This window comes from Streptomyces sp. CB02056 (assembly GCF_001905545.1).
In the GTDB taxonomy this organism is placed as follows: domain Bacteria; phylum Actinomycetota; class Actinomycetes; order Streptomycetales; family Streptomycetaceae; genus Kitasatospora.
Window position 1 is genome coordinate 679,981 of sequence record NZ_LIPD01000007.1, and the last position, 25,354, is coordinate 705,334.

Sequence of the window (25,354 nt, forward strand, 5' to 3'; positions counted from 1 at the left end):
GTTCTCGTGTACGGAACCACCGTTCCTTACGGGACCTACGAGACCCCGAAGGGCAGCTCCAGCTCGGCCCAGACCACCTTGCCGTCCCGGGTGAGCCGGCTGCCCCAGCGCTGGGCCAGCTCGCTGACCAGGAACATCCCGCGCCCGCCCTCGTCCTGCTCGGCGAACGGGCGCAGCTGTGGGGTCTGGCCGCCGGCGTCGGCGACCTCCAGGGTGAGCACCCGGTCGCGGAACAGCCGAAGCCGGCGCGGGGCGTCGGCGTGCAGCAGGGCGTTCGTGACCAGCTCGCTGACCAGCAGCTCGGCGTAGTCGGTGAGCGCGGCCAGGCCCCAGGCCTCCAGGGTGGCGCGGGTGAAGCGGCGGGCCCTGCCGGGCAGCCGGCCGCCGCCGGACAGCGGCAGGGTGGCGACCCGGTCGGCGGGCAGCGGCAGCACCCGGGCCATGATCATCGCGATGTCGTCCTCGGTGCCGTCGGTGACCAGCGCCGCGAGGACGGCGTCGCAGTTCTCCTCCAGGGTCCGGCCGGGGCCGGAGAGGGTGCTGGCGAGCCGGTCGATCCCGGTGTCCAGGTCCTCCCCGCGACGCTCGACCAGGCCGTCGGTGTAGAGCGTGACCATGCCGCCCTCGGGGATGGTGAACTCGATCGACTCGAAGGCCACCCCGCCGACGCCCAGCGGCACCCCGGGCGGCACGTCCACCCGGGCGGCGGTGCCGTCGGGGGCGACCCGGACCGGCGGCAGGTGCCCGGCCGAGGCGACCTGGACGGTGCGCTCCAGCGGGTCGTACACCGCGCAGATGCAGGTGGCGAACTGGCCCTCGCCGATTCCCGAGGCGGTCTCGTCCAGCCGGGTGAGGACCTGCTCCGGCGGCATGTCGAGGGTGGCGAGGGTCCGGGCGACGGTGCGCAGCTGTCCCATCGTGGCGGCGGCCCGGATGCCGTGGCCCATCACGTCGCCGACCACCAGGGCGACTCTCCCGCAGGACAGCGGCACCACGTCGAACCAGTCGCCGCCGACCTCGCTGACCACGCTGCTGGGCAGGTAGCGGTAGGCGATCTCCAGGCCGAGGGTGCGGTGCACCTCCTGCGGCAGCAGGCTGCGCTGGAGGGTGAGGGCGGTCTCCCGCTCGCGGCGGTAGAGCCGGGCGTTGTCGAGGGCCAGCGCGGTGCGGGCGACCAGTTCCTCGGCGAGGGCGACGTCGGCGGCGGTGAACGGCTCGGGGTTGCGCATCCGGATGAACTCGGAGCCGCCGAGCACCATGCCCCGGGCGGTGATCGGCACCATCAGGTACGAGTGGATGCCCGCCGCCATCCCGGGGGCCACCCGGTCCTCGCTGGAGACCAGCCCGCGCAGCACGTCCTCGTCCACGTGGGTGCGCAGCAGCGGCTTCCCGGCGCGCAGGCACTGGGTGTAGCTGCGGTCGGGGGCGTACTCGGAGGTCTCGCCGACCACGTCCACGGCGTGCGCGAGGCCGCTCTCGTAGGACTCCCCGACGGCGACGGCGCGGAGCGTGACGTTCCGGTCGGAGGGGATCGCGGTGGGCTCGGCGCCGCGCAGCACCGGCTCCAGCAGGTCGACGGTGGCGAAGTCGGCGAACCGGGGGACGACGGCCTCGATCAGTTCCTCGGCGGTGCGCTGGAGGTCGAGGGTGGTGCCGATCCGGGCGGTCGCCTCGGCGATGGTGGCGAGCCGTTCCTGGGCCCGGGCGGCGCGGGCCTCGGCCTGGAAGCGCTCGGTGACGTCGATGATCGAGGAGCAGACCCCGAAGATCCGGCCGGTGGAGTCCTCGAGCCGGAAGTAGGAGGCGGACCAGGCGCGGTCCCGCCGGGGGTCGCCGGGGACCCGGCCGTGCGAGCGGGCGTCGACGACGGGCTTGCCGGTCTTGAGCACCTGGCGCATGATCTGCTCGATCTCGGCGCTGTTGATGCCGGGCAGGACGGCGGATATCCGGCGGCCGAGGTGGGCGGCGACGGGCACCCCGTTCATCCGGGCGAGTGCCTCGTTGATCCGGATGTAGCGCAGTCCGGTGTCGTAGACGGCCATGCCGATCGGCGAGCGGCCGAAGATGCCGTCCAGGACCGCGAGGTCGGCCTCGACGGCGTGCAGGGCGCGGGTGTCGGAGGCGGTGGCGAGCAGCAGCAGGGTGCCGGCCGGGCCGGCTATCGGGTAGGTGCGGAACTCCAGCTCGACCTTGTGGCCGTCGCGGTGGCGCACCGGGAAGACGCCGGACCAGCCGCTGCCGGTCATGATCCGCTGGAAGAGGCCGAGCACCTCGGAGCGGTCGGAGCCGTCGGTGAGCAGCTGGGCGGCGTAGCTGCCGACGGCCTCCTCGGCGGAGTAGCCGAGCAGGGCCTCGGCGTCCTCGCTCCAGTGCAGGATCAGTCCGTCGTCCTGGAGCAGCGCCGTCGCGAGCGGGACGAGCCGGTGGCCTTCGGGGTTCGCGCCCTCGGGACGTACCGGGGCACGGCCCGGTGCCGGGTCGGCGGCGGTCGCGTCCCACTCGTGTCCGTGCATGATCAGGCAGCACCCCGGTTCGGCTCGTGCCCGGCCGGGTGGGCCTCGCGGTCGGTGCCGGCCGGGATTCTTCTCCAGACTGCACGGACATCGGCCGCCCGGCGACCCCTTTGGTCAGGGGGCGTCCGGTCGCTCCGGGTGTACGGGCGTCATGGGCGTACCGGCCGCAGCGTACTCTCCAGAACGCCCGCCCACTGCCGGATCACGCCGGAACGTCGGTGGCTGTCGTCGGTGAGCAGGTTGGCGAGGCCCAGTCCGCGGGCGAGGTCCAGCGTGGCCTGCACGGATTCGCGCACCCCGGGGCGGCTCTCGTCGGCGTCCAGGAACTCGACGGCGGCCCGGTGGGCCTCCCGGCCGACGTGGCCCTCCAGGGCGATGATCCGCTCGCGCAGCGCCTCCTCGGTGGCGGCGGCGGTCCACAGGTGCAGGGCGGCGCGGAACAGCGGGCCGGTGTAGAGCCGCACGATCATGTCGACCACGGCCCCGGTGCGGTCGGGGCCGGCGGTCGGCAGCTCGTCCGCGTGGGCGCGGACGGCTGCCAGCCGCTCGGCGGTGACGTGCTCGACGGCCGCGGTGAAGAGGTCCTCGCGGGTCGGGAAGTGGTGCTGGGCCGCGCCCCGGGAGACCCCGGCCCGTTCGGCGACGACGGTGACGGTGGAGCCGTGCCAGCCGAGCTCGGCCAGGCAGTCCACGGCCGCCGCGAGCAGCCGGGCCCTGGTCGCTCGGCTGCGGTCCTGCTGCGGGGTGCGGGCGGCGGGGTGGCTGGTCATGGCGGCGGGCGGTTCCTGTTCCGGTCGGGGCGCGGCGGGTGCCGGTCGGGGCGCGGCGGGACGATCCTCACAGACGCGCCCCGGTCCCCGGCCGCCGGGGCGGCCCCGGCCGGTCAGCGGGCGGCGGCGCGCCCGGCCTCGCGGGCGCGCAGTTCGCGGCGCAGGATCTTGCCGGCCGCGGACTTGGGGACGGTGTCGACGAACTCCACCAGGCGGACCTTCTTGTACGGGGCGACCTGTCCGGCGACGTACCCGGTGACCTCCTCGGCGGTCAGGGTGCTGCCCGGGGCGCGGACCACGAAGGCCTTGGGGCACTCGGTGCCCTCGGCGTCCGGGACGCCGATCACGGCGGCGTCGGTGATCTGCGGGTGGCCGAGCAGGACGGCCTCCAGTTCGGCGGGGGCGACCTGGTAGCCCTTGTACTTGATCAGCTCCTTGACCCGGTCGACGATGTACAGGTAGCCGCGCTCGTCCACGAAGCCGACGTCGCCGGTGTGCAGCCAGCCCTCGGCGTCGACCACCGCGGCGGTCTCGGAGGGGCGGCCGAAGTAGCCCTTCATCACCTGCGGGCCGCGGATCAGCAGCTCGCCGGGCTCGCCGGGCCCGAGGTCGCCGTCGGAGCCGTCCAGGGCGGTGATCCGCAGCTCGGTGGAGGGGACCATCCGGCCGACCGAGCCGGGCGAGGGGTCGCCCTCGCGCGGGGAGACGACGTGGGTGACCGGGGAGAGCTCGGTCATGCCGTAGCCCTGGAGCAGGTGCGGCAGGCCCAGGCGCCGGGCGCAGGCGTCGGCGAGTTCGTGGTCGAGCGGGGCGGCGGCGCACAGCAGGTACTCGACCGAGGAGAGGTCGTACTGCTCGACGACGGGGTGCCGGGCCAGCGCGAGGGCGATCGGCGGGGCCACCACCAGGGCCTGCACCCGGTGCTCCTGGACGGTGCGGCAGAACTGCTCCAGGTCGAAGCGGGGCAGCACGACCACGGTGGCGCCGCAGCGCAGCGGCTGGTTGAGCAGCGCGGCCAGTCCGTAGATGTGGAAGAACGGCAGGACGGCGAGCACCCGTTCGCCCTCGGCGGGGCGGTAGAGGGCGTCGCACTGGGAGAGGTTGGTGGCGATCGAGCGGTGGGTGAGCATCACGCCCTTGGGCAGGCCGGTGGTGCCGCTGGAGTAGGGCAGCACGGCGATGTCCTCGCCCGGGTCGATGGCGACCTCGGGGGCGGGGCCGGTGGCGGCCAGCAGGTCGGCGAGCGAGCGGTGGCCCTCGGCGCCGTCCAGGACGACGGTCTCGGCCAGCGGGCGGCCCTGTTCGGCGAGGAGTTCGGCGGCCGCACGGGCGGTCGGCAGGAAGCGGGAGACGGTGACGAGCCAGCGGGCGCCGCTGTCGCGCAGCTGGCCGGCGAGGTCGGCGGGGGTGGCGAAGGACGAGACGGTGGTGACGGTGGCGCCGGCCCTGGTCGCGCCGTAGTAGGCCATCGGGTAGGCGGTCGAGTTGGGGCTGAAGAGGGCGACGACGTCGCCGCGGCGGACGCCTGTCTCGGCCAGTCCGGCGGCCACCCGCTCGACGGCGTCGGCGAGTTGGGCGTAGCTGGTGGTCTCGCCGGTGACGCCGTCGATCAGGGCCGGGCGGTCGCCGTACTTCGCCGCGGCGCCGAGCACCGCCTCGTGGATCGGCAGGTCGACCACGGCAACGTCGGGGAACTCGCTTCGGAACACCAAGGTGGGCCTCCAGTATGGAAGTTGACGTAGCAACAAAACCGGCTAGCAGTTCCGTGCGGGGCGCGTTCAGGAGCATACGGACAGTAGGGGGCCTGGCTCGGCCATTGTGGGGAACCCGTAATGGACCATCCGTGGCACGGTCGCTCCCGGGGGGCGCCCGACCGGAGGGCGCGCACCACGGCCGCCCGCCTCCGGGAGCGGCCCCGTCCCCGGAACTCCCCGCTGTGGGGCCCCTGTCCGGCCCCGTCCCGCTCCTGCCGCTCCGGCCGCGCCCGGCGGCGAGGGCTACGTCAAGGCCTGCGCCGGCACCACCCTGGCGGGCGACACCGAACGGGTGGCCGACCGGGGTGGCGGGTACGGCGGCGGCCGGTCAGGACCACCGGCGGCGGCCGCTCAGTACGACTTCGGCAGCCCGAGGGTGTGCTGGGCGACGTAGTTGAGCACCATCTCGCGGCTGACCGGGGCGACCCGGCCGACCCGGGTGGCGGTCAGCAGCGCGCCCAGCCCGTACTCCTGGGTCAGGCCGTTGCCGCCGAGGGTCTGCACCGCCTGGTCCACCGTCCGGGCGGCGGCCTCCCCCGCCGCGTACTTGGCCATGTTGGCGGCCTCCCCGGCGGCGAGGTCCTCGCCCGCGTCGTAGAGCAGCCCGGCCTTCTGGGTCATCAGCCGGGCCAGTTCGATCTCCACGGCGCACTGGGCCAGCGGGTGGGCCAGGCCCTGGTGGGCACCGATCGGGGTGGACCAGACGGTGCGGGTCTTCGCGTACTCGACGGCCTTGCCGAGGGCCTGGCGGGCGAGGCCGAGCGAGAAGGCGGCGGTGAGGACGCGCTCGGGGTTGAGACCGGCGAACAGCTGGAGCAGGCCCGCGTTCTCGTCGCCGACCAGGGCGTCGGCGGGCAGCCGGACGTCGTCCAGGAAGACCTGGAACTGCTTCTCCGGGGCGACGAGTTCCATCGGGATCGCCCGGTACTCGAAGCCGGGGGTGTCGCGCGGGACGACGAACAGGCAGGGCTTCAGCTTCCCCGTCCGTGCGTCCTCGGTGCGGGCCACGAACAGCACCGCGTCGGAGTGGTCGATGCCGGAGACGAAGACCTTGCGGCCGGTCAGCAGCCAGTCCTCGCCGTCCCGGCGGGCGACGGTGGATATCCGGTGCGAGTTCGAGCCGGCGTCCGGTTCGGTGATGCCGAAGGCCATCCTGCGGCTGCCGTCGGCCAGGCCGGGCAGCCAGCGCCGCTGCTGCTCCGCGGTGCCGTAGCGGGCGATCACGGTGCCGCAGATCGCCGGGGAGACGATCAGCATCAGCAGCGGGCAGCCGGCGGCGCCGAGCTCCTCCAGGACGATGGCGAGGTCGGTGATGCCGCCGCCCCCGCCGCCGTACTCGGCGGGCAGGTTGACGCCGAGGTAGCCGGCCCTGCCGGCCTCCGCCCACAGTTCGTCGGCGGGCTCGCCGGCCCGGGCCTTGGCGAGGTAGTAGGCGGAGCCGTAGCGGCGGCCGAGGTCGCCGACGGCCCGGCGCAGGGTCTGGCGTTCGGGGGTCTCCAGGAGCTGACTGCCGATGGACATGCGGGGTCCTTCCTCAGGCTTCGGTGGGCCGGACGACGGCCAGCAGGGTGCCGGTTTCGACCTGCCGGCCGGGGGTGGCGCGCAGTTCGACGAGGGTGCCGTCGACCGGGGCGACGACGCGGTGCTCCATCTTCATCGCCTCCAGCACCAGCAGCGGCCGGCCGGCGGTGACGGTGTCCCCGACGGCGGCGGCGACCCGGACGACGGTGCCGGGCATCGGGGCGAGCAGCGCGCCGGGGTCGGTGCGGACGACGGGTTCGGGGAAGCGCGGCAGGGCGGTGAGCGCGGTGCCGCCGGCCGGGGTGTCGACATGCACCCGGTCGCCGTACCGGGCCACGCGGTAGGTGCGGCGCAGCCCGCCCTCGGACAGCACGACCCGGTCCGGCGCGGCCTCGACGAGCTCGACGTCCGGGTGGTCCTCGGCCAGCAGTCCGGTGCGGGTGTGCCGGTAGCGGACGGCCGCCTCGGTGCCGTCCTCGGCCCGGTAGCGCTTGAGCTGCGGCTGGGAGGGCAGGTTGCGCCAGCCGGAGGGCAGCGCGCCGCGGCGGCCGGCGGCGTCGGCGAGGGCGGCGGCCAGGGCGGCGCGGTCGACGCCCTTGGTGTCCGGGGCGGTGAGGTCGGCGGCGTGCTCGGCCAGGAAGCCGGTGTGCAGGTCCGCGGCCAGGAAGGCCGGGTGGCGCAGCGCCCGGACCAGCAGCTCCCGGTTGGTGGCCGGGCCGTGGACGCGGGCGCGGGCGAGCGCGTCGGCGAGCCGGCGGGCGGCGGCCGCGCGGGTGGGCCCCCAGGCGATCACCTTGGCGAGCATCGCGTCGTAGTGCGGGCTGATCTCGCTGCCGGACTCCACGCCGGAGTCCAGCCGGAGGCCGGTGCCGGAGCCCGCTTCGACGCAGGTGAACTCCTGGTACGGGAGCGTCAGTTCGAACCGGTGCAGGGTGCCGGTGGCCGGCTGCCAGTCCTTGGCCGGGTCCTCGGCGTAGAGCCGGGCCTCGATCGCGTGGCCGGCGGGGGCCGGGGGGTCGGGCGGCAGCTCCGCGCCCTCGGCGACGGCGAGTTGCAGGGCCACCAGGTCCAGGCCGGTGACGGCCTCGGTGACCGGGTGTTCGACCTGGAGGCGGGTGTTCATCTCCAGGAAGAAGAACCGGCCGTCCCCGGCGAGCAGGAACTCGGCGGTGCCGGCGCCCGTGTAGCCGATCGCCCGGGCTGCGGCGCGGGCCGCCGCGTGCAGCTCGGCGCGGACCTCCGGCGGCAGGCCGGGGGCCGGGGCCTCCTCGATCACCTTCTGGTGCCGCCGCTGCAGCGAGCAGTCCCGGTCGCCGACCGCCCAGACGGTGCCGTGGGCGTCGGCCAGCAGCTGGACCTCGACGTGCCGCCCGGCGGGCAGGTAGCGCTCGCAGAACACCTCGTCCGAGCCGAAGGCCTTGGCCGCCTCCGCGCGGGCGGCGGCCAGTTCGCCGGGGAGGTCGGCCAGGCTCCGGACGACCCGCATGCCGCGCCCGCCGCCGCCCGCCGCGGCCTTGACCAGCAGCGGCAGGTCGGCCTCGGCGGGCTCGGTGAGCGCGCCCAGCACCGGCACCCCGGCCTGGGCCATCAGCCGTTTGGCGGCGGTCTTGGAGCCCATCGCGGCGATCGCGGCGGGCGGCGGGCCGACCCAGACCAGGCCCGCGTCCAGCACGGCCCGCGCGAAGTCGGCGTTCTCGGAGAGGAATCCGTACCCGGGGTGGACGGCGTCGGCCCCGGCGGCGAGCGCGGCCCGGACGAGCAGGTCGGCGCGCAGGTAGGTGTCGGCGGGCGCGGCGCCGGGCAGCCGGACGGCGGCGTCGGCCTCGCGCACGTGCGGGGCGCCGGCGTCCGGGTCGGAGTGGACGGCGGTGGTCGCGATGCCGAGCTCCCGGCAGGTCCGGAAGACCCGGCGGGCGATCTCGCCCCGGTTGGCGACCAGCAGGTTGGTGATCATCGTCTGGGGTCCCTCACATCCGGAAGACGCCGTAGCCACGCGCGCCCTCGACCGGGGCGTTGTGGATCGCGGACAGGCAGAGGCCGAGCACCGTACGGGTGTCGCGCGGGTCGATGACGCCGTCGTCGTAGAGCCGGCCGGACAGGAACACCGGCAGGGACTCGGCCTCGATCTGCTGCTCGACCATCGCCCGGATCGCCGCGTCCGCGTCCTCGTCGTACGGCCGGCCCTTCGCCGCGGCCGACTGCCGGGCGACGATCGACAGCACCCCGGCGAGCTGCTGCGGGCCCATCACGGCGGACTTGGCGCTCGGCCAGGAGAAGAGGAAGCGCGGTTCGTACGCCCGGCCGCACATGCCGTAGTGGCCGGCCCCGTAGGAGGCGCCCATCAGCACGGACAGGTGCGGGACGGTGGAGTTGGCCACGGCGTTGATCATCATCGCGCCGTGCTTGATGATGCCGCCCTGCTCGTAGTCCTTGCCGACCATGTAGCCGGTGGTGTTGTGCAGGAACAGCAGCGGGGTGTTCCGCCGGTTCGCCAGCTGGATGAACTGGGCGGCCTTCTGGGACTCCTGGCTGAACAGCACGCCCTGGGCGTTGGCCAGGACGCCGACCGGGTAGCCGTGCAGGCGCGCCCAGCCGGTGGCCAGGCTGGTGCCGTAGAGCGGCTTGAACTCGTCGAAGTCGGAGCCGTCGACGATCCGGGCGATCACCTCGCGCGGGTCGAAGGGCACCTTGAGGTCGCCCGGGACGATGCCCAGCAGCTCCTCCTCGTCGTACCTGGGCGGCTCGGCGCCCCGGTCCGGGCCGGGGCCGGGCTTGCGGTGGTCGAGCCTGGCGACGATCCGGCGGGCGATCCGCAGCGCGTCCGCCTCGTCCGCCGCGACGTGGTCGGCCAGCCCGGAGACCCGGGCGTGCATCTCGGCGCCGCCGAGCGACTCGTCGTCGGCCTCCTCGCCGGTGGCCATCCGCACCAGCGGCGGGCCGCCGAGGAAGACCTTGGCGCGCTCCTTGACCAGCACGGTGTGGTCGGACATGCCGGGCACGTAGGCGCCGCCGGCCGTCGAGTTGCCGAACACCACGGCCACGGTGGGGACTCCGGCGGCGGAGAGCCGGGTGAGGTCGCGGAACAGGGCGCCGCCGGGGATGAAGATCTCCTTCTGGCTGGGCAGGTCGGCGCCGCCGGACTCGACCAGGTTGACCAGCGGGAGGCGGTTCTCCAGCGCGATCTCGTTGGCCCGCAGGGCCTTGCGCAGGGTCCAGGGGTTGCTGGCGCCGCCGCGCACCGTCGGGTCGTTGGCGGTGATCACGCACTCGACGCCCTCGACCACCCCGATGCCGGTGACCAGGGCCGCGCCCACCGGGTAGTCGCTCCCCCAGGCGGCCAGCGGCGACAGCTCCAGGAACGGGGAGTCCGGGTCGACCAGCAGCTCGATCCGCTCACGGGCCAGCAGCTTGCCGCGCCCGCGGTGGCGCTCCACGTACCGGGGGCCGCCGCCCGCCAGCGCCTTGGCGTGCTCGGCGTCGAGCTCGGCGAGCTTGGCGACCATCGCGGCGCGGTGCCCGGCGTACTCGGGCCCGGCCGGGTCGACGCGGGTGGGCAGGACGGTCACAGCAGGACCTCCGGGATGTCGAGGTGGCGGGCGCGCAGCCACTCCCCGAGGGCCTTGGCCTGCGGGTCGAAGCGGTGCCGGGCGGCGACGCCCTCGCCGAGCAGGCCGGTGAGGGTGAAGTTGACCGCCCGCAGGTTCGGCAGCAGGTGCCTGGCGACGGGCAACTCCTCGGTCTCGGGCAGGAGTTCGCGCAGCTTCTCCACGGTGAAGACGTGCGCCAGCCAGCGCCAGCCGTCCTCCGAGCGGGCCCAGACGCCGAGGTTGGCGTCCCCGCCCTTGTCGCCGCTGCGGGCGCCGACCACCAGGCCGAGCGGGGCCCGCCGGGTCGGGCCCTCGGGGAGCGGTTCGGGCAACTCGGCTTCGGGCCGGTCGGGTTGGGCCGTGTGGCCGGTGACGGGCGCCGGCGGGACGGCGATCCGGCGGCCGTCCGGCAGGACGGCGGTGTGCTCGACGGCCTTCGGGTCGACGGACACGGCGCTGAACACCCCGTACGGCGTGCCCGGTCCGGGCGGGGCGGTGAGGTGGAAGCCCGGGTACCCGGACAGCCCCGATTCGACCGCGGCCTTGCCTAGTTGGCGCCCGACCTTGGCCGGCTCCTGGTCCCGGGCGGTCAGCCGCAGCAGCGCGGAGGCGGTCTCCTCGGTGGCGGCGTCCGGGTGGTCGGTGCGGACGAGGGTCCAGCGCAGTTCGGCGGGACGGGCGGCGGGCGGCAGCGCGTCGGCGAACTGCCGCCGCACCAGGGCGGCCTTGGCCTCGATGTCCAGGCCGGTGAGGACGTACACCACCTCGTTGAGGTGGCCGCCGAGCCGGTTGAGGCCCGCCTTCAGGGTGGGCGGCGGGGCCTCGCCGCGCACGCCGTCGATCCGGACCCGGTCCGGCCCCTCCTCGGTGAGCCGCACGGTGTCCAGCCGGGCCGTGACGTCCGGGCCGAGGTAGCGCGGTCCGCCGGTCTCGTACAGGAGTTGGGCGGTGACGGTGCCGGTGGTGACGGCGCCGCCGGTGCCCGGGTGCTTGGTGATCACGCTGGAGCCGTCGGCGCGCAGTTCGGCCAGCGGGAAGCCGGGGCGGGTCACGTCGTGCTCGTGGAAGAAGGCGTAGTTGCCGCCGGTCGCCTGGGCGCCGCACTCCAGGACGTGCCCGGCCACCACGGCGCCGGCCAGGGCGTCCAGGTCCTCCGGGGTCCAGCCGAAGCGGGCGATCCCGGGGCCGACGACCAGCGCCGCGTCCGTCACCCGGCCGGTCACCACCACGTCGGCGCCGCCGTTCAGGCAGGCGGCGATGCCGAACCCGCCGAGGTAGGCGTTGGCGGCCAACAGGCCGTCCGGCAGGCCGAGTTCGTCCCGGCGCGGGAGCAGGTCGTCGCCCTCGACGTGGGCGACGGCCGCCTCGACGCCGAGCCGCCGGGCCAGCGCGCGCAGCTCCTCGGCGAGCCGGGCCGGGTTGAGGCCGCCCGCGTTGACCACGATCTTCACGTCGCGCTCGCGGGCCAGGCCGAGGCACTCCTCCATCTGGCGCAGGAAGGTCCGGGCGTAGCCCAGCGACGGGTCCTTCAACCGGTCCCGGGCGAGGATCAGCATGGTCAGCTCGGCCAGGTAGTCCCCGGTGAGCACGTCCAGGGGCCCGCCGGTGAGCATCTCCCGCACCGCGGCGAAGCGGTCCCCGTAGAACCCCGAGGCGTTGCCGATCCGCAGTACCGCGCCGTCGCGCACCAATGCGCCTCCCCTGCCGGTGAGTTGGGCGCACCCTTCGACGGGCGCCACCGCCAGCAGCGTGGCACCGCCCGCAGAAAAAAGCAATCACGCTTGCTTGTTTTCTGCGATCCGGTGTACCCCGCCCCCGCCGCGCCCCGGTGTCCGTCCCGCGCCGGGCGCGCCCGCGGCGGCGGCGCGGGCGCCGGCGCCAGGGCGCGTCAGGCGGGCTGGACGGTGATCGTGCAGAGGCGCTTGGTGGCCCTGGTCAGGGCCACGTACAGGTCCCGCTCCCCGCCGGGGCGGGCCGCGGTGATCTCCTCCGGGTCCACGACGAGGACCCCGTCGAACTCCAGGCCGCGCGCCTCGGAGGCCGGTACGACGCGCGCGTGGTGGGCGACGCCCCGGGCCGTCAGCTCGCCCACCCTGGTGTCCGCGCAGACCACTCCCAGCAGCTCGCCCGGGTGCGCGGCGCTCTGGGCGCGGAGTTCCCGAAGGACGGCGGCGGCCAACCCGTCCGGGGGCGTGGTCACGGTGCGGGGGCTCTCACCGCCGCGCAGCGACCGGGTGGGCTTCTGCTCCGGGGCGATCCGCGCGAGCAGGCCCCGGACGCTCTCCAGGATCTCCTGCGTGGTGCGGTAGCTGACGGTCAGGTCGTGCAGCCTGAACCGCGGTCCGACGTGGGGGGCCAGCGCCTCCTTCCAGTCACGTGCCGTCGCGACCGGGCCCGCCTGGGCGAAGTCGCCGACCAGCGTCATCGCCCGCGCTGGGCAGCGGCGGACGATCATCCGCCACTGCATGGCGGTCAGCTCCTGCGCCTCGTCGACGACGACGTGCCCGTACGTCCGCTCCGGAGGGCCGTCGACCAGGCTCGCCGCCTCGTCCAGCAGCGGCACGTCGGCATCGGTCCACGGGGCGTCCGGACCGCGCAGCAACAGGGACCGCTCCGGCGCGGTCAGCCGGGGCAGCTGCTCGGCGAGGGCGTCGGCGTCCGTCAGCAGCGCCCGCACCAGGTCGCCGGGTGCCAGCCGCGGCCACAGCGCCTCGACCGCCCGGTCGAGGCCGGCGTCGGCGAGGAGATCGGCCCGGAGGGCGTCCAGGTCCAGCTCGTGCGCCGGACCCGTGTCGGCCGCTCCTTCGCCGCGGTGCCGGCCGGCCCCCGTGAACCGGTCGAGGTCCAGGCCCGTCATCGCGACGGTGTCGGCGTCGATCTGCTCCAGGACGTCGCCCATGTCCCGTCGCATCGCGTCGGTGACGGCGTCGACCAGGAGTTCCTTGAACACCTGGCGCGCGGGGTTGTGCCCCGGTACGGCCGCCGCGGCGGCGTCGCGTGCCGTGGCGACCTCCTCGGCGGACAGGTGGACCGGCTCCCGTCCGACCCGCACGGTGAAGTCGCCGGCGGGGGCCTGGTAGGCGCGCAGCAGGCCGGCCAGGGCGTCGGCGAGCTCGGCGCCGCCCTTGAGCCGCGCCGTGTCGAACCGGTCCGCCGCGGCCGGCGACACTCCGGCCAGCTCCCGGCAGGTCGCCAGGACGACGTCGTTCTCGCCGAGCGAGGGGAGGACCTGGGAGATGTAGTCGAGGAACCGGGCGTTCGGGCCCACCACCAGGACGCCCTCCTCGGCGGCGCGCGGGAACGCGTACAGGACGTAGGCCGCCCGGTGCAGGGCGACCACCGTCTTTCCGGTGCCCGGCCCGCCCTGCACCACGGTCACCCCGCGGTGGGCGGAGCGGACCACCTCGTCCTGCTCGGCCTGCAGCGTGGCGACGGCCGCCTCCATCCGGCCCGTGCGCCGGGCCGACAGCGCCTCGGTCAGCGGGCCGTCCCCCACGACGTCCTCCTCGGTCGGGGCGCTGCCGTCCAGCAGCTCGTCGCTCACCGAGACGACCGTGCGCTCGTCCAGGCGCAGGTGCCGGCGCCGCCGCAGGCCCATCGGGTGCACCGGCGTCGCCTCGTAGAACGGCCGCGCCGCGTTCGCACGCCAGTCCACGAGTAGGGGCAGGTCGTCCTCCTCCCGGTGCAGTCCGATCCGCCCGATGCGCAGGGCCGTGCCGTCCGCCCAGTCGATCCGCCCGAATACCAGGCCCTTTTCGGCGCCCGCCAGCCGGCCGATTTCCCTGGCCAGCCGATCGGCGGCGATTTCCCTCTCGTACGCCTCACCGGCGCTTTCCGCCGGGGCCTTCAACAGACCCGCCCGGTGCATTCGCGCCTCGGAAAGCCGCTCGGTGAGGAATTCATACAGGGAGGACACATAATTGCGCTCCGACGCAACCGCGCGCACAACGGGATCATTCGTATTCGACACGGGGGACTCCTTCGATTCGAGCCACACCATACGGTCAAAGCCCCTCGAAGGTAAGTCTTGACTTGCCTGGTGAAGCCATGGCCTTACCGCCGATTCCAGGACGGCCGACCGTGCGGCGCATTACGCATTCCGCCGTTCCGCATATCGCCGATTTGCGTTCCCGATGCCCGTATGCCTTATCGGCGGGCCCGCCCCGGACACCGGTGATGCTGTGCCGCACCCGGGAAAGGGGGGAAGATCCGGCAAGGCCGCCGGCACCGAATCCCACGGACGGGCCGCGGCCCCGTTGACGGCCGCGCCGTACCCCTCTACAACGGAGCACAGGCCCCGGAGACGGTGGACCGTGCCCCGGCACGGCCCGCCCGGGGCACCCCGAGAGATCCTGAGGAGCAACACCATGGCTCCAGATCCAGACGTCAGCCGCTGCCCGGTGCTGGACATGACCGCCCGGGACCCGCACCGACAGAACGCCGAGCTCCGCTCCGCCGGACCCGCCGTGCGGGTCGAACTCCCCGGCGGCATCATCGCCTGGTCCGTCACCCGCAGCTCGGTGATCCGCGCCCTCACCGGCGATCCGCGGATCTCCCGCGACCCGCGCAGGCACTGGCCCGGGCTGGCCTCGGTGCCCGAGGGCTGGCCGATGGGGCCGATCGCGTTCCAGCAGAACTTCTTCAACCTCTACGGCGGCGAACACCGCTCGGCCCGGCGCCGGATGGCGCCCTCGTTCGCGCCCCGCCGGGTGTCCGCGCTGCGGCCCGGCATCGAGAAGACCACCGCCGCCCTGGTCGGCGCGTTCCGTACGCTCGGCCCCGGCGAGGCCGTGGACCTGCGCCACGCCCTCTCGCGTCCGCTGACCATGACGGTGATCTGCGACCTCTTCGGCGTACCGGCCGACATGCGGCCGCCCATCGGCACGGCGATGGACACCCTGCTGACGACGACGGCCACGAACGAGCAGATGACGCGCTCCCGCGCGGAGATCAACGTGGTGCTGACCGAGCTGCTGGCGCTCAAGCGGCGCGACCCCGGCCCGGACCTCGCCAGCGACGTGGCGGCCGTCGACACCGGCGACGGGACCGGCCGCAGCGAGGAGGAGTCCCGCGACATCCTCTTCCTGATGCTCGGCGCCGGGTACGAGACCGCGGTCAACCTCATCACCAGCGCCGTCCAGGCCCTCCTGGCCCACCCCCGCCACCTGGCCGGGGTCCGCGCGGGCACCCTCGGCTGGGAGGCCGTCGTCGAGGAGACCCTGCGCTACGAGAGCCCGGCGATGCACCTCCCGCTCCGCTACCCGCTGGAGGACGTCGACCTGGGCGAGGGCGTGGTCATCCGGCGGGGCGAGCCGATCCTGCTCGGCTTCGGCGCGGCCGGCCGGGACCCGGAGGTCCACCCGGAGCGGCCGGACGACTTCGACCCGACGCGCCCCGACAAGGAGCACCTGGCCTTCGGCTACGGCCCGCACTTCTGCCTCGGCGCGCCCCTGGCCCGACTGGAGACCGAGGTGGCCCTGGAGGTCCTGTTCGGCGCCTACCCCGACAGCACCCTGGACCCGTCCCGTCCGACGCCGGCCCGGCTGGAGTCCGCCATCATCAACGGCCCCGCCGAGCTCTGGGTCGTCCCGACGCCCGCCCTGGCCGCCGGGGTGTGACGGCCCGCCCCGGTGCCACCCGGGGGCGAGCAGCCCGGCCCGGCGGCCGCTGCGGCACGTCCGCGCCGGGCTGCCCCCTTGTTGCCGGTAGTCGTGCCCGTGACCTGCACACCGGCAAGTGTGCGGACCACAGGAGGTATGGGGGACAGGACCATTGACCCGGAGTCAGCGGCTCCGGAAGTATTCGCGACCATGACTACGCGCGTAAACGTTCTGTCGCGGTGGCTGGTCGCCCCGCTGCGGTGGGCGGCCCTGCTGTCGCTGCTGGTGTCGGTCGGAGTGTTCTTCGCCGGTGCCGGGGCGGCCGAGGCGGCGCCCGCCTGCGGGGTGCTCTCCACCGGTGCGGCGCCGCAGGCGACCGCCGCCGTCCGCTCCGCCTGCGGGCTGATCGGCACCCCGTACTCGTGGGGCGGCGGCCACGGCTCGCAGCCCGGCCCGACGTACGGTCTCTGCGACCCCGCCAACGGCGCCCCCAACGACTGCAACGTCCGCGGCCTGGACTGCTCCGGCATGGTCCGCTACGCCTACGACCTGGCGGTCGGCGACGACGTCATCAACGGCACCACCCGGACCCAGTGGCCGACCTCCCGCGCCGTCGCCCGCTACTACCGGGCGGACGGGACCGCACCGCTGCTCCCCGGCGACCTGGTGTACTTCGGCAACACCGCCTCCACCATCCACCACGTCGCGATGTACCTCGGGCAGGGCTGGATAGTCGAGGCCCCCTACTCCGGCGGCTACGTCCAGGTGGCGACGCTCTCCTCGCACGGCGACTACTACGGCGCCATCCGGCTGTACGGCCCCGGCTCCACCACCCCGCCGCCGACCACGCCCCCGTCGAACAGCGGCCAGTACTGGGTGGACACCCTCGCCAACGCGCCGGTGTACGGCTCCCCGACCTCCACCACCAGCACCGGGACGCTGTACCAGGGCACCAACTACGTCTACTGCAAGGCCTGGGGCCGCGAGGTCTCCAACGGCAGCGCCTTCAACCACTGGTGGCTGAAGACCGACCCGGACTCCGGCCCCGGCGGCCAGTGGGTGTCCGCGTTCTACCTGTCCCGCTGGGGCAACGACACCGCCAAGGACAACAACGGCACGACCATCCCCACCTGCCCCGGCGGCGGCACCCCGCCCGCCACCGGCAAGTACTGGGTGGACACCTTCGCGAGCGCGAGCGTCTACTCCTCGCCGACCTCCACCAACGCCACCGGGACGCTGAACCAGGGGACGAACTACGTCTACTGCAAGGCCTGGGGCCGTGAGGTCTCCAACGGCGGCAGCGTCAACCACTGGTGGCTGAAGACCGACGCCGACGGGGGCCCCACGGGCCAGTGGGTCTCCGCGTTCTACCTCTCCCGCTGGGGCAACGACACCGCCAAGGACAACAACGGCACGACCATCCCCGACTGCTAGGAAGCCCGCTCCGACCCGTGCCGGCCGTCTCCCCCGAGGCGGCCGGCACGGTCGTTCCTCCCCGAGGAGCGCCCCGGGGAGCGCCGCAGGGAGCACCGCGGGGAGGGACGGGAAGCGATCAGGATTCGAGAAGCGCGCGGCCGGGGTGCGCGCCTAGCGTTGCAGTCATGAGCGACCTCACCATTCACTGGACCTTCCTCCCGCACACCGACCCCGAGGCCTCCCTCGCCTTCTACCGCGACCTGCTCGGCTTCGAGGTGCGCAGCGACGTCGGCGGCGGCCCGATGCGCTGGATCACCGTCGGCCCGGTCGGCCAGCCGGACGTCTCCCTGGTGCTGGAGCCGGCCTCCGCCGACCCGGGCCGCACCGAGGAGGAGCAGCGGACCATCACCGAGATGATGGCCAAGGGCACCTACGCCCGGGTCGTCCTGGGCACCCGCGACCTGGACGGCGTCTTCGACCGGCTGAAGTCCGGCGGCGCCGAGCTGGTCCAGGAGCCGACCAGGCAGCCGTACGGCGTCCGCGACTGCGCGTTCCGCGACCCGGCGGGCACCATGGTCCGCTTCAACGAGCTGAGCTGAGCCGGGCTGGGCCGGGACAAGCCCGGCCCGGCCCGAGGGCGCCGGGGCCCGTCCCTCCCCGCCGTCGGCCGCACCCGAAAGCCGTTCGATCCCGGCCGGATCGATGGTTGGATCGAAGGGTTCGAGCACACCGACGGCGGCCGCGGGGCGGGCCCGCCGGCCCCTCCCCCGGAGAGGCCTCAGAGAGACCCCCGAGAGACCGCCGAGAGCCAGGGAGCGAAGAGAACGATGCCCAAGCGGACGGACGCGCAGTCGCACGTCGCCGACAGCCACGACCTGATCCGCGTGCACGGCGCGCGCGAGAACAACCTCAAGGACGTCAGCATCGACATCCCCAAGCGCCGGCTGACGGTGTTCACCGGGGTGTCCGGCTCGGGCAAGAGCTCGCTGGTCTTCGACACCGTCGCCGCCGAGTCCCAGCGGCTGATCAACGAGACCTACAGCGCCTTCGTCCAGGGCTTCATGCCCACCCTGGCCCGCCCCGAGGTGGACGTCCTCGAGGGCCTGACCACCGCGATCATCGTCGACCAGCAGCGGATGGGCGCCGACCCGCGCTCCACCGTCGGCACCGCCACCGACGCCAACGCGATGCTGCGCATCCTGTTCAGCCGCCTCGGCACTCCGCACATCGGCTCCCCCAAGGCCTTCTCCTTCAACGTCCCGTCGATCAGCGGCGCCGGCGCCGTCACCGTCGAGCGCGGCGGCAAGACGGTCAAGGAGCGGCGCAGCTTCAGCATCACCGGCGGCATGTGCCCGCGCTGCGAGGGCCGCGGCAGCGTCTCGGACATCGACCTCAGCCAGCTGTACGACGACAGCAAGTCGATCTCCGAGGGCGCGTTCACCATCCCCGGCTGGAAGACCGACAGCTGGTGGACGGTCGGCGTCTACGCCAACTCGGGCTTCCTCGACCCGGACAAGCCGATCCGGAAGTTCACCAAGAAGGAGATGCAGGACTTCCTGTACCGGGAGCCGACCAAGGTCAAGGTCAACGGCGTCAACCTCACCTACGAGGGCCTGATCCCCAAGATCCAGAAGTCGATGCTCTCCAAGGACAAGGAAGCGCTGCAGCCGCACATCCGGGCCTTCGTGGAGCGGGCCGTGACCTTCACCGCCTGCCCCGACTGCGAGGGCACCCGGCTCAGCGCGGCGGCCCGGTCCTCGAAGATCGCCGGGATCAGCATCGCCGACGCCTGCGCGATGCAGATCAGCGACCTCGCCGCCTGGGTCCGCGACCTCGACGAGCCCTCGGTGGCGCCGCTGCTCGGCACGCTCCGGCAGGCCCTCGACTCCTTCGTGGAGATCGGCCTCGGCTACCTCTCGCTGGACCGCCCCTCCGGCACGCTGTCCGGCGGCGAGGCGCAGCGGGTCAAGATGATCCGCCACCTCGGCTCCTCGCTCACCGACACCACGTACGTCTTCGACGAGCCCACCACCGGCCTGCACCCGCACGACATCGACCGGATGAACCGGCTGCTGCTGCGCCTGCGGGACAAGGGCAACACGGTGCTGGTGGTGGAGCACAAGCCGCAGACCATCGCGATCGCCGACCACGTGGTCGACCTCGGTCCGGGGGCCGGTGCGGCCGGCGGCACGGTCTGCTACGAGGGCGACGTGGCGGGGCTGCGCGCCGGCGGCACGGTGACCGGCCGCCACCTGTCCGACCGGACGGCGCTGCGCGAGGCCGTACGGAAGCCCATCGGCGCGCTGGAGATCCGCGGCGCGAACACCCACAACCTGCGGGACGTGGACGTGGACGTCCCGCTCGGGGTGCTCACGGTGGTGACCGGGGTGGCGGGCTCCGGCAAGAGCTCGCTGATCCACGGCTCGATCCCGGTCGACGAGGGCGTGGTCTCGGTCGACCAGGGGGCGATCAAGGGCTCCCGGCGCAGCAACCCGGCCACCTACACCGGGCTGCTCGAACCCGTCCGCAAGGCCTTCGCCAAGGCCAACGGCGTGAAGCCGGCCCTGTTCAGCGCCAACTCCGAGGGCGCCTGCCCGACCTGCAACGGCGCCGGGGTGGTCTACACCGACCTGGCGATGATGGCCGGGGTGGCCACCACCTGCGAGGACTGCGAGGGCAAGCGCTACCAGCCGGCGGTGCTGGAGTACCACCTGGGCGGGCGGGACATCGCCGAGGTGCTGGCGATGTCGGTGACCGAGGCGGAGGAGTTCTTCGGCTCGGGCGAGGCGAAGCTCCCGGCCGCGCACCGGATCCTGGAGCGGCTGGCCGACGTCGGGCTCGGCTACCTGAGCCTCGGCCAGCCGCTGACCACGCTCTCCGGCGGCGAGCGGCAGCGGCTCAAGCTGGCCACCCACATGGCGGACAAGGGCGGCGTCTACGTGCTGGACGAGCCGACCACCGGCCTGCACCTGGCCGACGTCGAGCAGTTGCTGGGGCTGCTGGACCGGCTGGTCGAGTCCGGCAAGTCGGTCATCGTGATCGAGCACCACCCGGCGGTGATGGCGCACGCCGACTGGATCATCGACCTCGGGCCGGGTGCCGGCCACGACGGCGGGCGGGTGGTCTTCGAGGGCACCCCGGCCGAGCTGGTCGCCGCTCGCTCCACGCTGACCGGCGAGGCGCTGGCCCGGTACCTGGGCTGAGCCGGACCGACTCCGGGCCGCGCCTCCGCGGAGCCGGGGCCCTCCCGCCGGGCCGGTCAGTCCAGTGGGAGGGCCATCTCCAGGATCCGCGCCGAGGGGTCCAGCACGTACGGCGTGGACCCGCCGGTGTGGACGAACCCGCGCCGCAGGTAGAAGGCGGCGGCGCGGGGGTTGGCCTCGTGCACCCCGAGCAGCATCCGCCCGGCGCCGCGGACCCGCGCCCAGGCGAGCACCGCGTCCAGCAGGGCGTCGGCGACGCCGTGCCCGCGGCCGCGGTGCGCCGGGTCCACCCAGACGCCGATCAGGTCGAGCGCGCCGGGCTGCTCCCGGTTCGGGACGGACAGCATGGTGGCGACCCACTCCCCCGTGGCGTCCACCGCGACCAGGCCGAGCTTGTCGGGCTCGTTGACCCAGTTGCAGCGGGCCCGCCAGTTGCCCTCGCCCTGGTGGCTCGCGTACTCGTGGGTCTCGCCGAACGCCAGGGGCGTGTCGAGGAGTTGGGCCAGCCGTACCTTCCGCAGGCGCTGCCAGTCCTCGCGTCCGATCCGCTCGATCCGGTGGTCCATCGTCTCCCCGTCACACGGCGCTGCCTCCGCCGCCGGTGATCACCGGCGGCGGAGGCAGCGTAACCGGTGCCCGGACTACGGCTTGATGCGGACCACCTGCGGGTCGTGGTCGCTGGCCTGCTGGGCGAACTCGGCGTTGATGTGCACCACGTCGTACTTGGCGTAGCCGACCTCGGGGCTGACCAGGATGTGGTCCAGCACCTGCGAGTTGCCCTGGTAGACGTACGAGTACTGCTCGGTCTCCGGCAGCTCGTTCACCAGGTCGCGCAGCACGCCGTCCTTGGTGAGCGCGGCCAGCGCGGGCGAGAACTGGTAGTCGTTGAAGTCGCCGAGGGAGACGACCTTGGCCTCCTTGTCGGCGGCCAGCAGCTTGGCGACGAAGGACTGCTCGACGGTGGCCTGCTTGATCCGCTGCACCTCGGAGCTGCGGGTCGGCTGCTGGAAGCGGCTGTCGATGCCCTGGTCGCCGCCCTTGCTGTTGAAGTGGTTGGCGATGACGAAGACCTTCTTGCCGCGGAAGGAGAACTGGCCGACCAGCGGCTTGCGGCTGTTGGTCCAGGCCTCGTCGTTCGGCTCGATCCGGCCGGGCGAGGCGGTCAGCGCGGCGCCCGCGCCGGTGCCGGTCACGCCGACGGCGGTGGTGGCGCTGCCGCCGGGGATGTCGGTGAAGGACACCCGCTGCGGGTTGAACAGGAAGACCTGGCGGATGTTGCCGCCGGGCTCGCCGCCGTCCTTGCCGTCCTGCGGGTCGACCGAGCGCCAGTCGTAGGCCGGGCCGCCGGCCGCCTTGATCGCGGCGATGAACTTGGCGACGGTCTGGCTCGCGTCCACCGTGCCGTCGTTCTTGTTGCCGTTGTTGTCCTGGATCTCCTCCAGGGCGACGATGTCGGGCGAGCGCAGGTTGGTGACGACGCCCTGGGCCAGCTCGGCGAACTTGGCGTCCGGGTTGCCCGGGGCCAGGTTCTCCACGTTGTAGGTGGCGAGGGTGAGTTCGCGGTCGCCGGCCTGGGCGGTGACCTCGCGCTGGAGGTGGTTGTCCTTCAGGGTGCCCATGGTGCCGGCGACCAGGGTGTAGCCGCCGAAGTTGTTGTAGTCCAGCGGGCCGGTGGTGGTGCCGGTCAGCTCGTCGCCGACGTTGGCGACCGGGAACGGCCGCTGGTTCACCGGGGCCTGCTGCTGGATCATCAGCCGGCCGACGTTGGGCTCCTTGTACGACTCGTACAGCAGGCCGCCGCGCTTGCTGCGCTGGTCCTGCTTGTCTGCGGCGACCCACAGCTCGTTGTACTTGTCGGTCGCCTGCACCACCCGGACGTCCTTGACCTGGACGAGCATGCCCTCCAGCGACTCGTAGAAGTCGAGGGTGTACTTCTCCGGCTGGAGCGTGCCGCCGTCGATGGAGCCGTCCGGGCCGGCCGGCGGGGCGTAGGTGCCGGGGATGTTGCGGGTGTCCACGACCACCGGGGCGGGCAGCGGGTTGCCGGCCGACAGGACGGTGATGCCGGGGGCGGTGATCTCGGTGATGGACTGCGAGCCGCCGCTGTAGTTCGGGTAGTACTCGGTGACCTTGCCGCTCACCAGCACCGAGTCGCCGACCTGCACGGTCGGGTTGCCGCCGGTGTAGACGAAGATGCCCTCGCTGGTGGCCGGGTCGGCGTCGGGGTTCGGGTCCTGGAGCCAGAAGCCCTTGACGCTGCCGTACGCGCGCACGCCGGTGACGATGCCGGGCACTCCGGTGACGGGCTTGCCGGCCTGCGGGGATATCCGGGTGCTGCCCTGGATGTCGTGGATCCGCAGCGGGCCGGCCTCGGTCGGGGCCGGGGTCGCGGGCGCGGCGGCGTTCGCCACCGGCAGCGGGACGAGCACCAGCGAGGCGGCCAGGGTGGCCGGGATCAGGGCGGCGCGCAGCAGGGTTCTGCGGGGGCGGGAGGCGGGGGCGGTGGTCACCGGGGCAGGGCTCCTAGCTCCGTCGTGCGGCACGGTCGTGGCACGGCGGTCCGGGCGGAGGCGCGCGTCGGGCGCGCGCTGCTCGCGTGGCGAAGAAGCGGAGGACGGTCTCCCGCCCCCCGCGGCGCCCCTCAAGATACGCGCGTAGAAAATGCCCCGACAAGACCCCGACGGTGAACGGACGGTTCCCCGCAGGTGACGTGACGGCCGCTCAGCCCGGGTTTCTCACAGCCCGCTCCCAGTGGACTCCCAGGAAGCCTCGATCCGCTCCACGACCAGCTCGCACAGCTCGTGGGTGCGCAGCGCGTCGTGGGCGTCCAGGGTGCGCCCGGCGCGGACGGCCGCCAGGAAGGCGAGCACGCACTGCTCGATGCCGCGCTGACGGGCCACCGGCACCCAGTCGCCGCGGCGGCGGACGGTCGGCTGGCCGCGGTGGTCGACCACCTCGGCCAGGTTGTGCACCTCGCGCTTGGAGTCGCCGCCGGAGACCTCCAGCACCTCCTCGGTGGAGCCGGAGACCCGGTTCATGATGCCGAGGGCGGTGAAGCCCTCGCCGCCGAGGATGAGCACCACGTGCTCGACCAGCCCGTCCCGGGTGCGGGCGCGGACGTCCACGTGCTCGATCTCGCCGGGGGCCAGGAACCGCAGTACGTCCACGACGTGGATGAAGTCGTCGAACACCAGGGTGCGGGCCGCCTCGGCCAGGCCCTCGCGGTTCTTCTGGAGCACGATCAGGTCGCGCGGGCGCTCCTTGGCCTGGGCGTAGCCGGGCGCGTAGCGGCGGTTGAAGCCGACCATCAGCGAGCGGCCGGTGCGGTCGGCGAGGTCGACCAGGCGGCGGGCGCCGTCCAGGGTGTAGTCGAGCGGCTTGTCGACGTAGACGTCCACCCCGGCGGTGAGCAGCTGCTCGACGATCGGGACGTGCTGGTCGGTGGCGGCGTGCACGAAGGCGGCGCGGATGCCGCTGCCGATCAGCGCGCCGAGGTCGGTGAAGCGGTGCTCGGGGGCGATCCGGTGGGTCTCGCCGAGCCGGTCGAGCTTGGCCGCGTCCCGGGTCATCAGCCGCAGGTCGAGCCCGGGCAGCGCGGTGAGCACCGGCAGGTAGGCCTTCTGGGCGATGTCGCCGAGGCCGATCACCCCGACCGGGAGCGGGGCGTCGGCGGCTGGCGTGCTGGTCATGAGGCCTCCCGGCATGCGGACGATCATCGGCGGACCCACCTTACGCACCGGCCGGCCCGGGCACGCCACCGCCCGCCGTCCGGTCCCGTCCGTGAACTGCTGACCATCCGTCACCAGTGGCTGATCACAGCCCCTTCGGACAACATGACATTGTACTGTCACATTGTCTGGGGTACGGTGATCGAGCGCTGACACCGGGGGCCCGGTGTCACGGAACGGAGGGACGCGGCGGAAACCAGGGCTCCGAACGCCCCCGCGGCCGACCGCCCGTTCCACTCCTCGTGCCGCTCCACGCGTCCTCGCGGCCGAGACCCGCGCCGGACGTGTCCGCCGTGCCGCTCACGCGTCACGGCACCGCCGGCGGCCCCTCCGACGCCTCCACCGCACCAACGCCCCGCTGAACGCCGGAGGCGCGCGCACAGTCCTGTCCCGTCGCTTTCCCAGGAGCACGCTCATGACCGCCACCGCGCACGTCGTCAGGTCGGCAACGAACGAGATCGCCACCGAACTCACCGCCCGGACCCTGCTCCAGCTGGCCGAGCGCGAGATCGGCGCGATCCACGTACGCGGCTACTACCCCGTCGAGATCGCCGAGCAGGTCGCCCAGAAGGCGATCAACCACCAGGCGCTCGGGCACTACCACAAGCAGTACACCAGCAGTGTCGGACGGGTGTACATGCCGCACATCGACACCAAGTGGGACGCCGAGCTGACGAAGCAGTACCACGACAGCGCCCTGCCGGCCATCGAGGACGTCCGCTCGATGTTCCACCCGTACCTCTCGCCGATCGACCGGGTGCGCCTGGAGCTGCAGGAACTGTGGCCGGCCGGCGCCAACCTGCTGCGGCTGCGCGAGCGGGCCTGCTTCGTCGGCGCCTTCCGAGTCTTCCAGCCCTCGACCTCGAAGTTCTACCCGCACAACGACGCGATCGACCAGGAGACCGACGCCCCCGAAATCGCGGGCGTGCTCAACCAGTTGGTCGCCAACGTCTACCTCCAGGTCCCGAAGAAGGGCGGCGACCTGCACCTCTGGCTGCGCGAGCCGACCCCGGAGGAGACCGCGACGATCCTCGACGTCGAGGGCCTGCAGCCCGACTCCGTGGAGCCCCCGGTCCACGTGATCCACCCCGAGGCCGGCGACCTGATCATCTTCAGCCCCCGGATGCTGCACGCGGTGACCAGCGGCGAGGACGAACACCGGGTCGGCGCGGCCGCGTTCATCGCCACCAAGGGCCCGAAGGAACCGCTCGTCTACTGGAGCTGACGCCGCTCCCGCCACAGCCTTCGAATCGACCGTCGAC

At 73.6% G+C, this 25,354-nt stretch carries 16 protein-coding genes; 5 read left to right on the forward strand and 11 right to left on the reverse strand.

What is annotated here, in order from left to right:
- Positions 1-35 precede the first annotated feature (35 nt).
- From AMK13_RS21880 to AMK13_RS21915, 8 genes are all read right to left on the reverse strand, one after another.
- Positions 36-2,513, reverse strand: a complete 2,478-nt coding sequence (locus tag AMK13_RS21880; RefSeq protein WP_074003730.1) for a SpoIIE family protein phosphatase — start codon at positions 2,511-2,513, stop codon at positions 36-38.
- Between the two features lie 149 nt (positions 2,514-2,662).
- Positions 2,663-3,283, reverse strand: coding sequence for a TetR/AcrR family transcriptional regulator (locus AMK13_RS21885; protein WP_049655195.1), 621 nt, complete (start codon positions 3,281-3,283; stop codon positions 2,663-2,665).
- 113 nt (positions 3,284-3,396) lie between these two features.
- Positions 3,397-4,995, reverse strand: a complete 1,599-nt coding sequence (locus AMK13_RS21890) for a 4-coumarate--CoA ligase family protein (RefSeq protein WP_049659698.1) — start codon at positions 4,993-4,995, stop codon at positions 3,397-3,399.
- Positions 4,996-5,388: 393 nt separating this feature from the next.
- Positions 5,389-6,558: an acyl-CoA dehydrogenase family protein gene (locus AMK13_RS21895; protein WP_074003731.1), complete on the reverse strand. Its 1,170-nt coding sequence runs from the start codon at positions 6,556-6,558 to the stop codon at positions 5,389-5,391.
- Between the two features lie 13 nt (positions 6,559-6,571).
- Positions 6,572-8,512 carry an acetyl/propionyl/methylcrotonyl-CoA carboxylase subunit alpha gene (locus AMK13_RS21900; RefSeq protein WP_074003732.1) on the reverse strand — a complete coding sequence of 647 codons (1,941 nt, stop codon included), beginning with the start codon at positions 8,510-8,512 and terminating at the stop codon, positions 6,572-6,574.
- Positions 8,513-8,525: 13 nt separating this feature from the next.
- Positions 8,526-10,124 carry an acyl-CoA carboxylase subunit beta gene (locus AMK13_RS21905; protein ID WP_074003733.1) on the reverse strand — a complete coding sequence of 533 codons (1,599 nt, stop codon included), beginning with the start codon at positions 10,122-10,124 and terminating at the stop codon, positions 8,526-8,528.
- Positions 10,121-11,758 carry an acyclic terpene utilization AtuA family protein gene (locus AMK13_RS21910; RefSeq protein ID WP_241853000.1) on the reverse strand — a complete coding sequence of 546 codons (1,638 nt, stop codon included), beginning with the start codon at positions 11,756-11,758 and terminating at the stop codon, positions 10,121-10,123. The genes AMK13_RS21905 and AMK13_RS21910 overlap by 4 nt, the downstream gene beginning before the upstream one ends.
- 275 nt (positions 11,759-12,033) lie before the next feature.
- Positions 12,034-14,061, reverse strand: coding sequence for a HelD family protein (locus AMK13_RS21915; RefSeq protein ID WP_241852989.1), 2,028 nt, complete (start codon positions 14,059-14,061; stop codon positions 12,034-12,036).
- Between the two features lie 451 nt (positions 14,062-14,512).
- Between AMK13_RS21915 and AMK13_RS21920 the strand changes: the two genes are divergently transcribed.
- The 4 genes from AMK13_RS21920 to AMK13_RS21940 all read left to right on the forward strand — a co-directional run bounded on the left by AMK13_RS21920 (position 14,513) and on the right by AMK13_RS21940 (position 20,364).
- Entirely contained in the window at positions 14,513-15,763 is a 1,251-nt protein-coding gene (locus AMK13_RS21920; RefSeq protein WP_074003735.1) for a cytochrome P450 family protein, read from the forward strand.
- A gap of 192 nt (positions 15,764-15,955) precedes the next feature.
- Positions 15,956-17,179 carry a C40 family peptidase gene (locus tag AMK13_RS44170; RefSeq protein ID WP_198959403.1) on the forward strand — a complete coding sequence of 408 codons (1,224 nt, stop codon included), beginning with the start codon at positions 15,956-15,958 and terminating at the stop codon, positions 17,177-17,179.
- A 167-nt stretch (positions 17,180-17,346) separates the two neighbouring features.
- Positions 17,347-17,760: a VOC family protein gene (locus AMK13_RS21935; protein ID WP_074003736.1), complete on the forward strand. Its 414-nt coding sequence runs from the start codon at positions 17,347-17,349 to the stop codon at positions 17,758-17,760.
- Between the two features lie 228 nt (positions 17,761-17,988).
- Positions 17,989-20,364, forward strand: a complete 2,376-nt coding sequence (locus AMK13_RS21940; RefSeq protein ID WP_074003737.1) for an ATP-binding cassette domain-containing protein — start codon at positions 17,989-17,991, stop codon at positions 20,362-20,364.
- Between the two features lie 56 nt (positions 20,365-20,420).
- On the opposite strand, the gene AMK13_RS21945 is transcribed toward AMK13_RS21940, so the two are convergent.
- From AMK13_RS21945 to AMK13_RS21955, 3 genes are all read right to left on the reverse strand, one after another.
- A complete protein-coding gene (locus AMK13_RS21945; RefSeq protein ID WP_049650436.1) occupies positions 20,421-20,930 on the reverse strand; it encodes a GNAT family N-acetyltransferase in 510 nt (169 codons plus the stop codon).
- 75 nt (positions 20,931-21,005) lie between these two features.
- Positions 21,006-22,874, reverse strand: coding sequence for an endonuclease/exonuclease/phosphatase family protein (locus tag AMK13_RS21950; protein WP_079272341.1), 1,869 nt, complete (start codon positions 22,872-22,874; stop codon positions 21,006-21,008).
- Positions 22,875-23,099: 225 nt separating this feature from the next.
- Complete coding sequence (locus AMK13_RS21955) at positions 23,100-24,053, reverse strand: Gfo/Idh/MocA family protein (RefSeq protein WP_074003849.1); 954 nt, start codon at positions 24,051-24,053, stop codon at positions 23,100-23,102.
- A gap of 454 nt (positions 24,054-24,507) precedes the next feature.
- Between AMK13_RS21955 and AMK13_RS21960 the strand changes: the two genes are divergently transcribed.
- Positions 24,508-25,317: a 2OG-Fe(II)-dependent halogenase WelO5 family protein gene (locus tag AMK13_RS21960; RefSeq protein WP_049650437.1), complete on the forward strand. Its 810-nt coding sequence runs from the start codon at positions 24,508-24,510 to the stop codon at positions 25,315-25,317.
- The last annotated feature ends 37 nt before the right edge of the window (positions 25,318-25,354 follow it).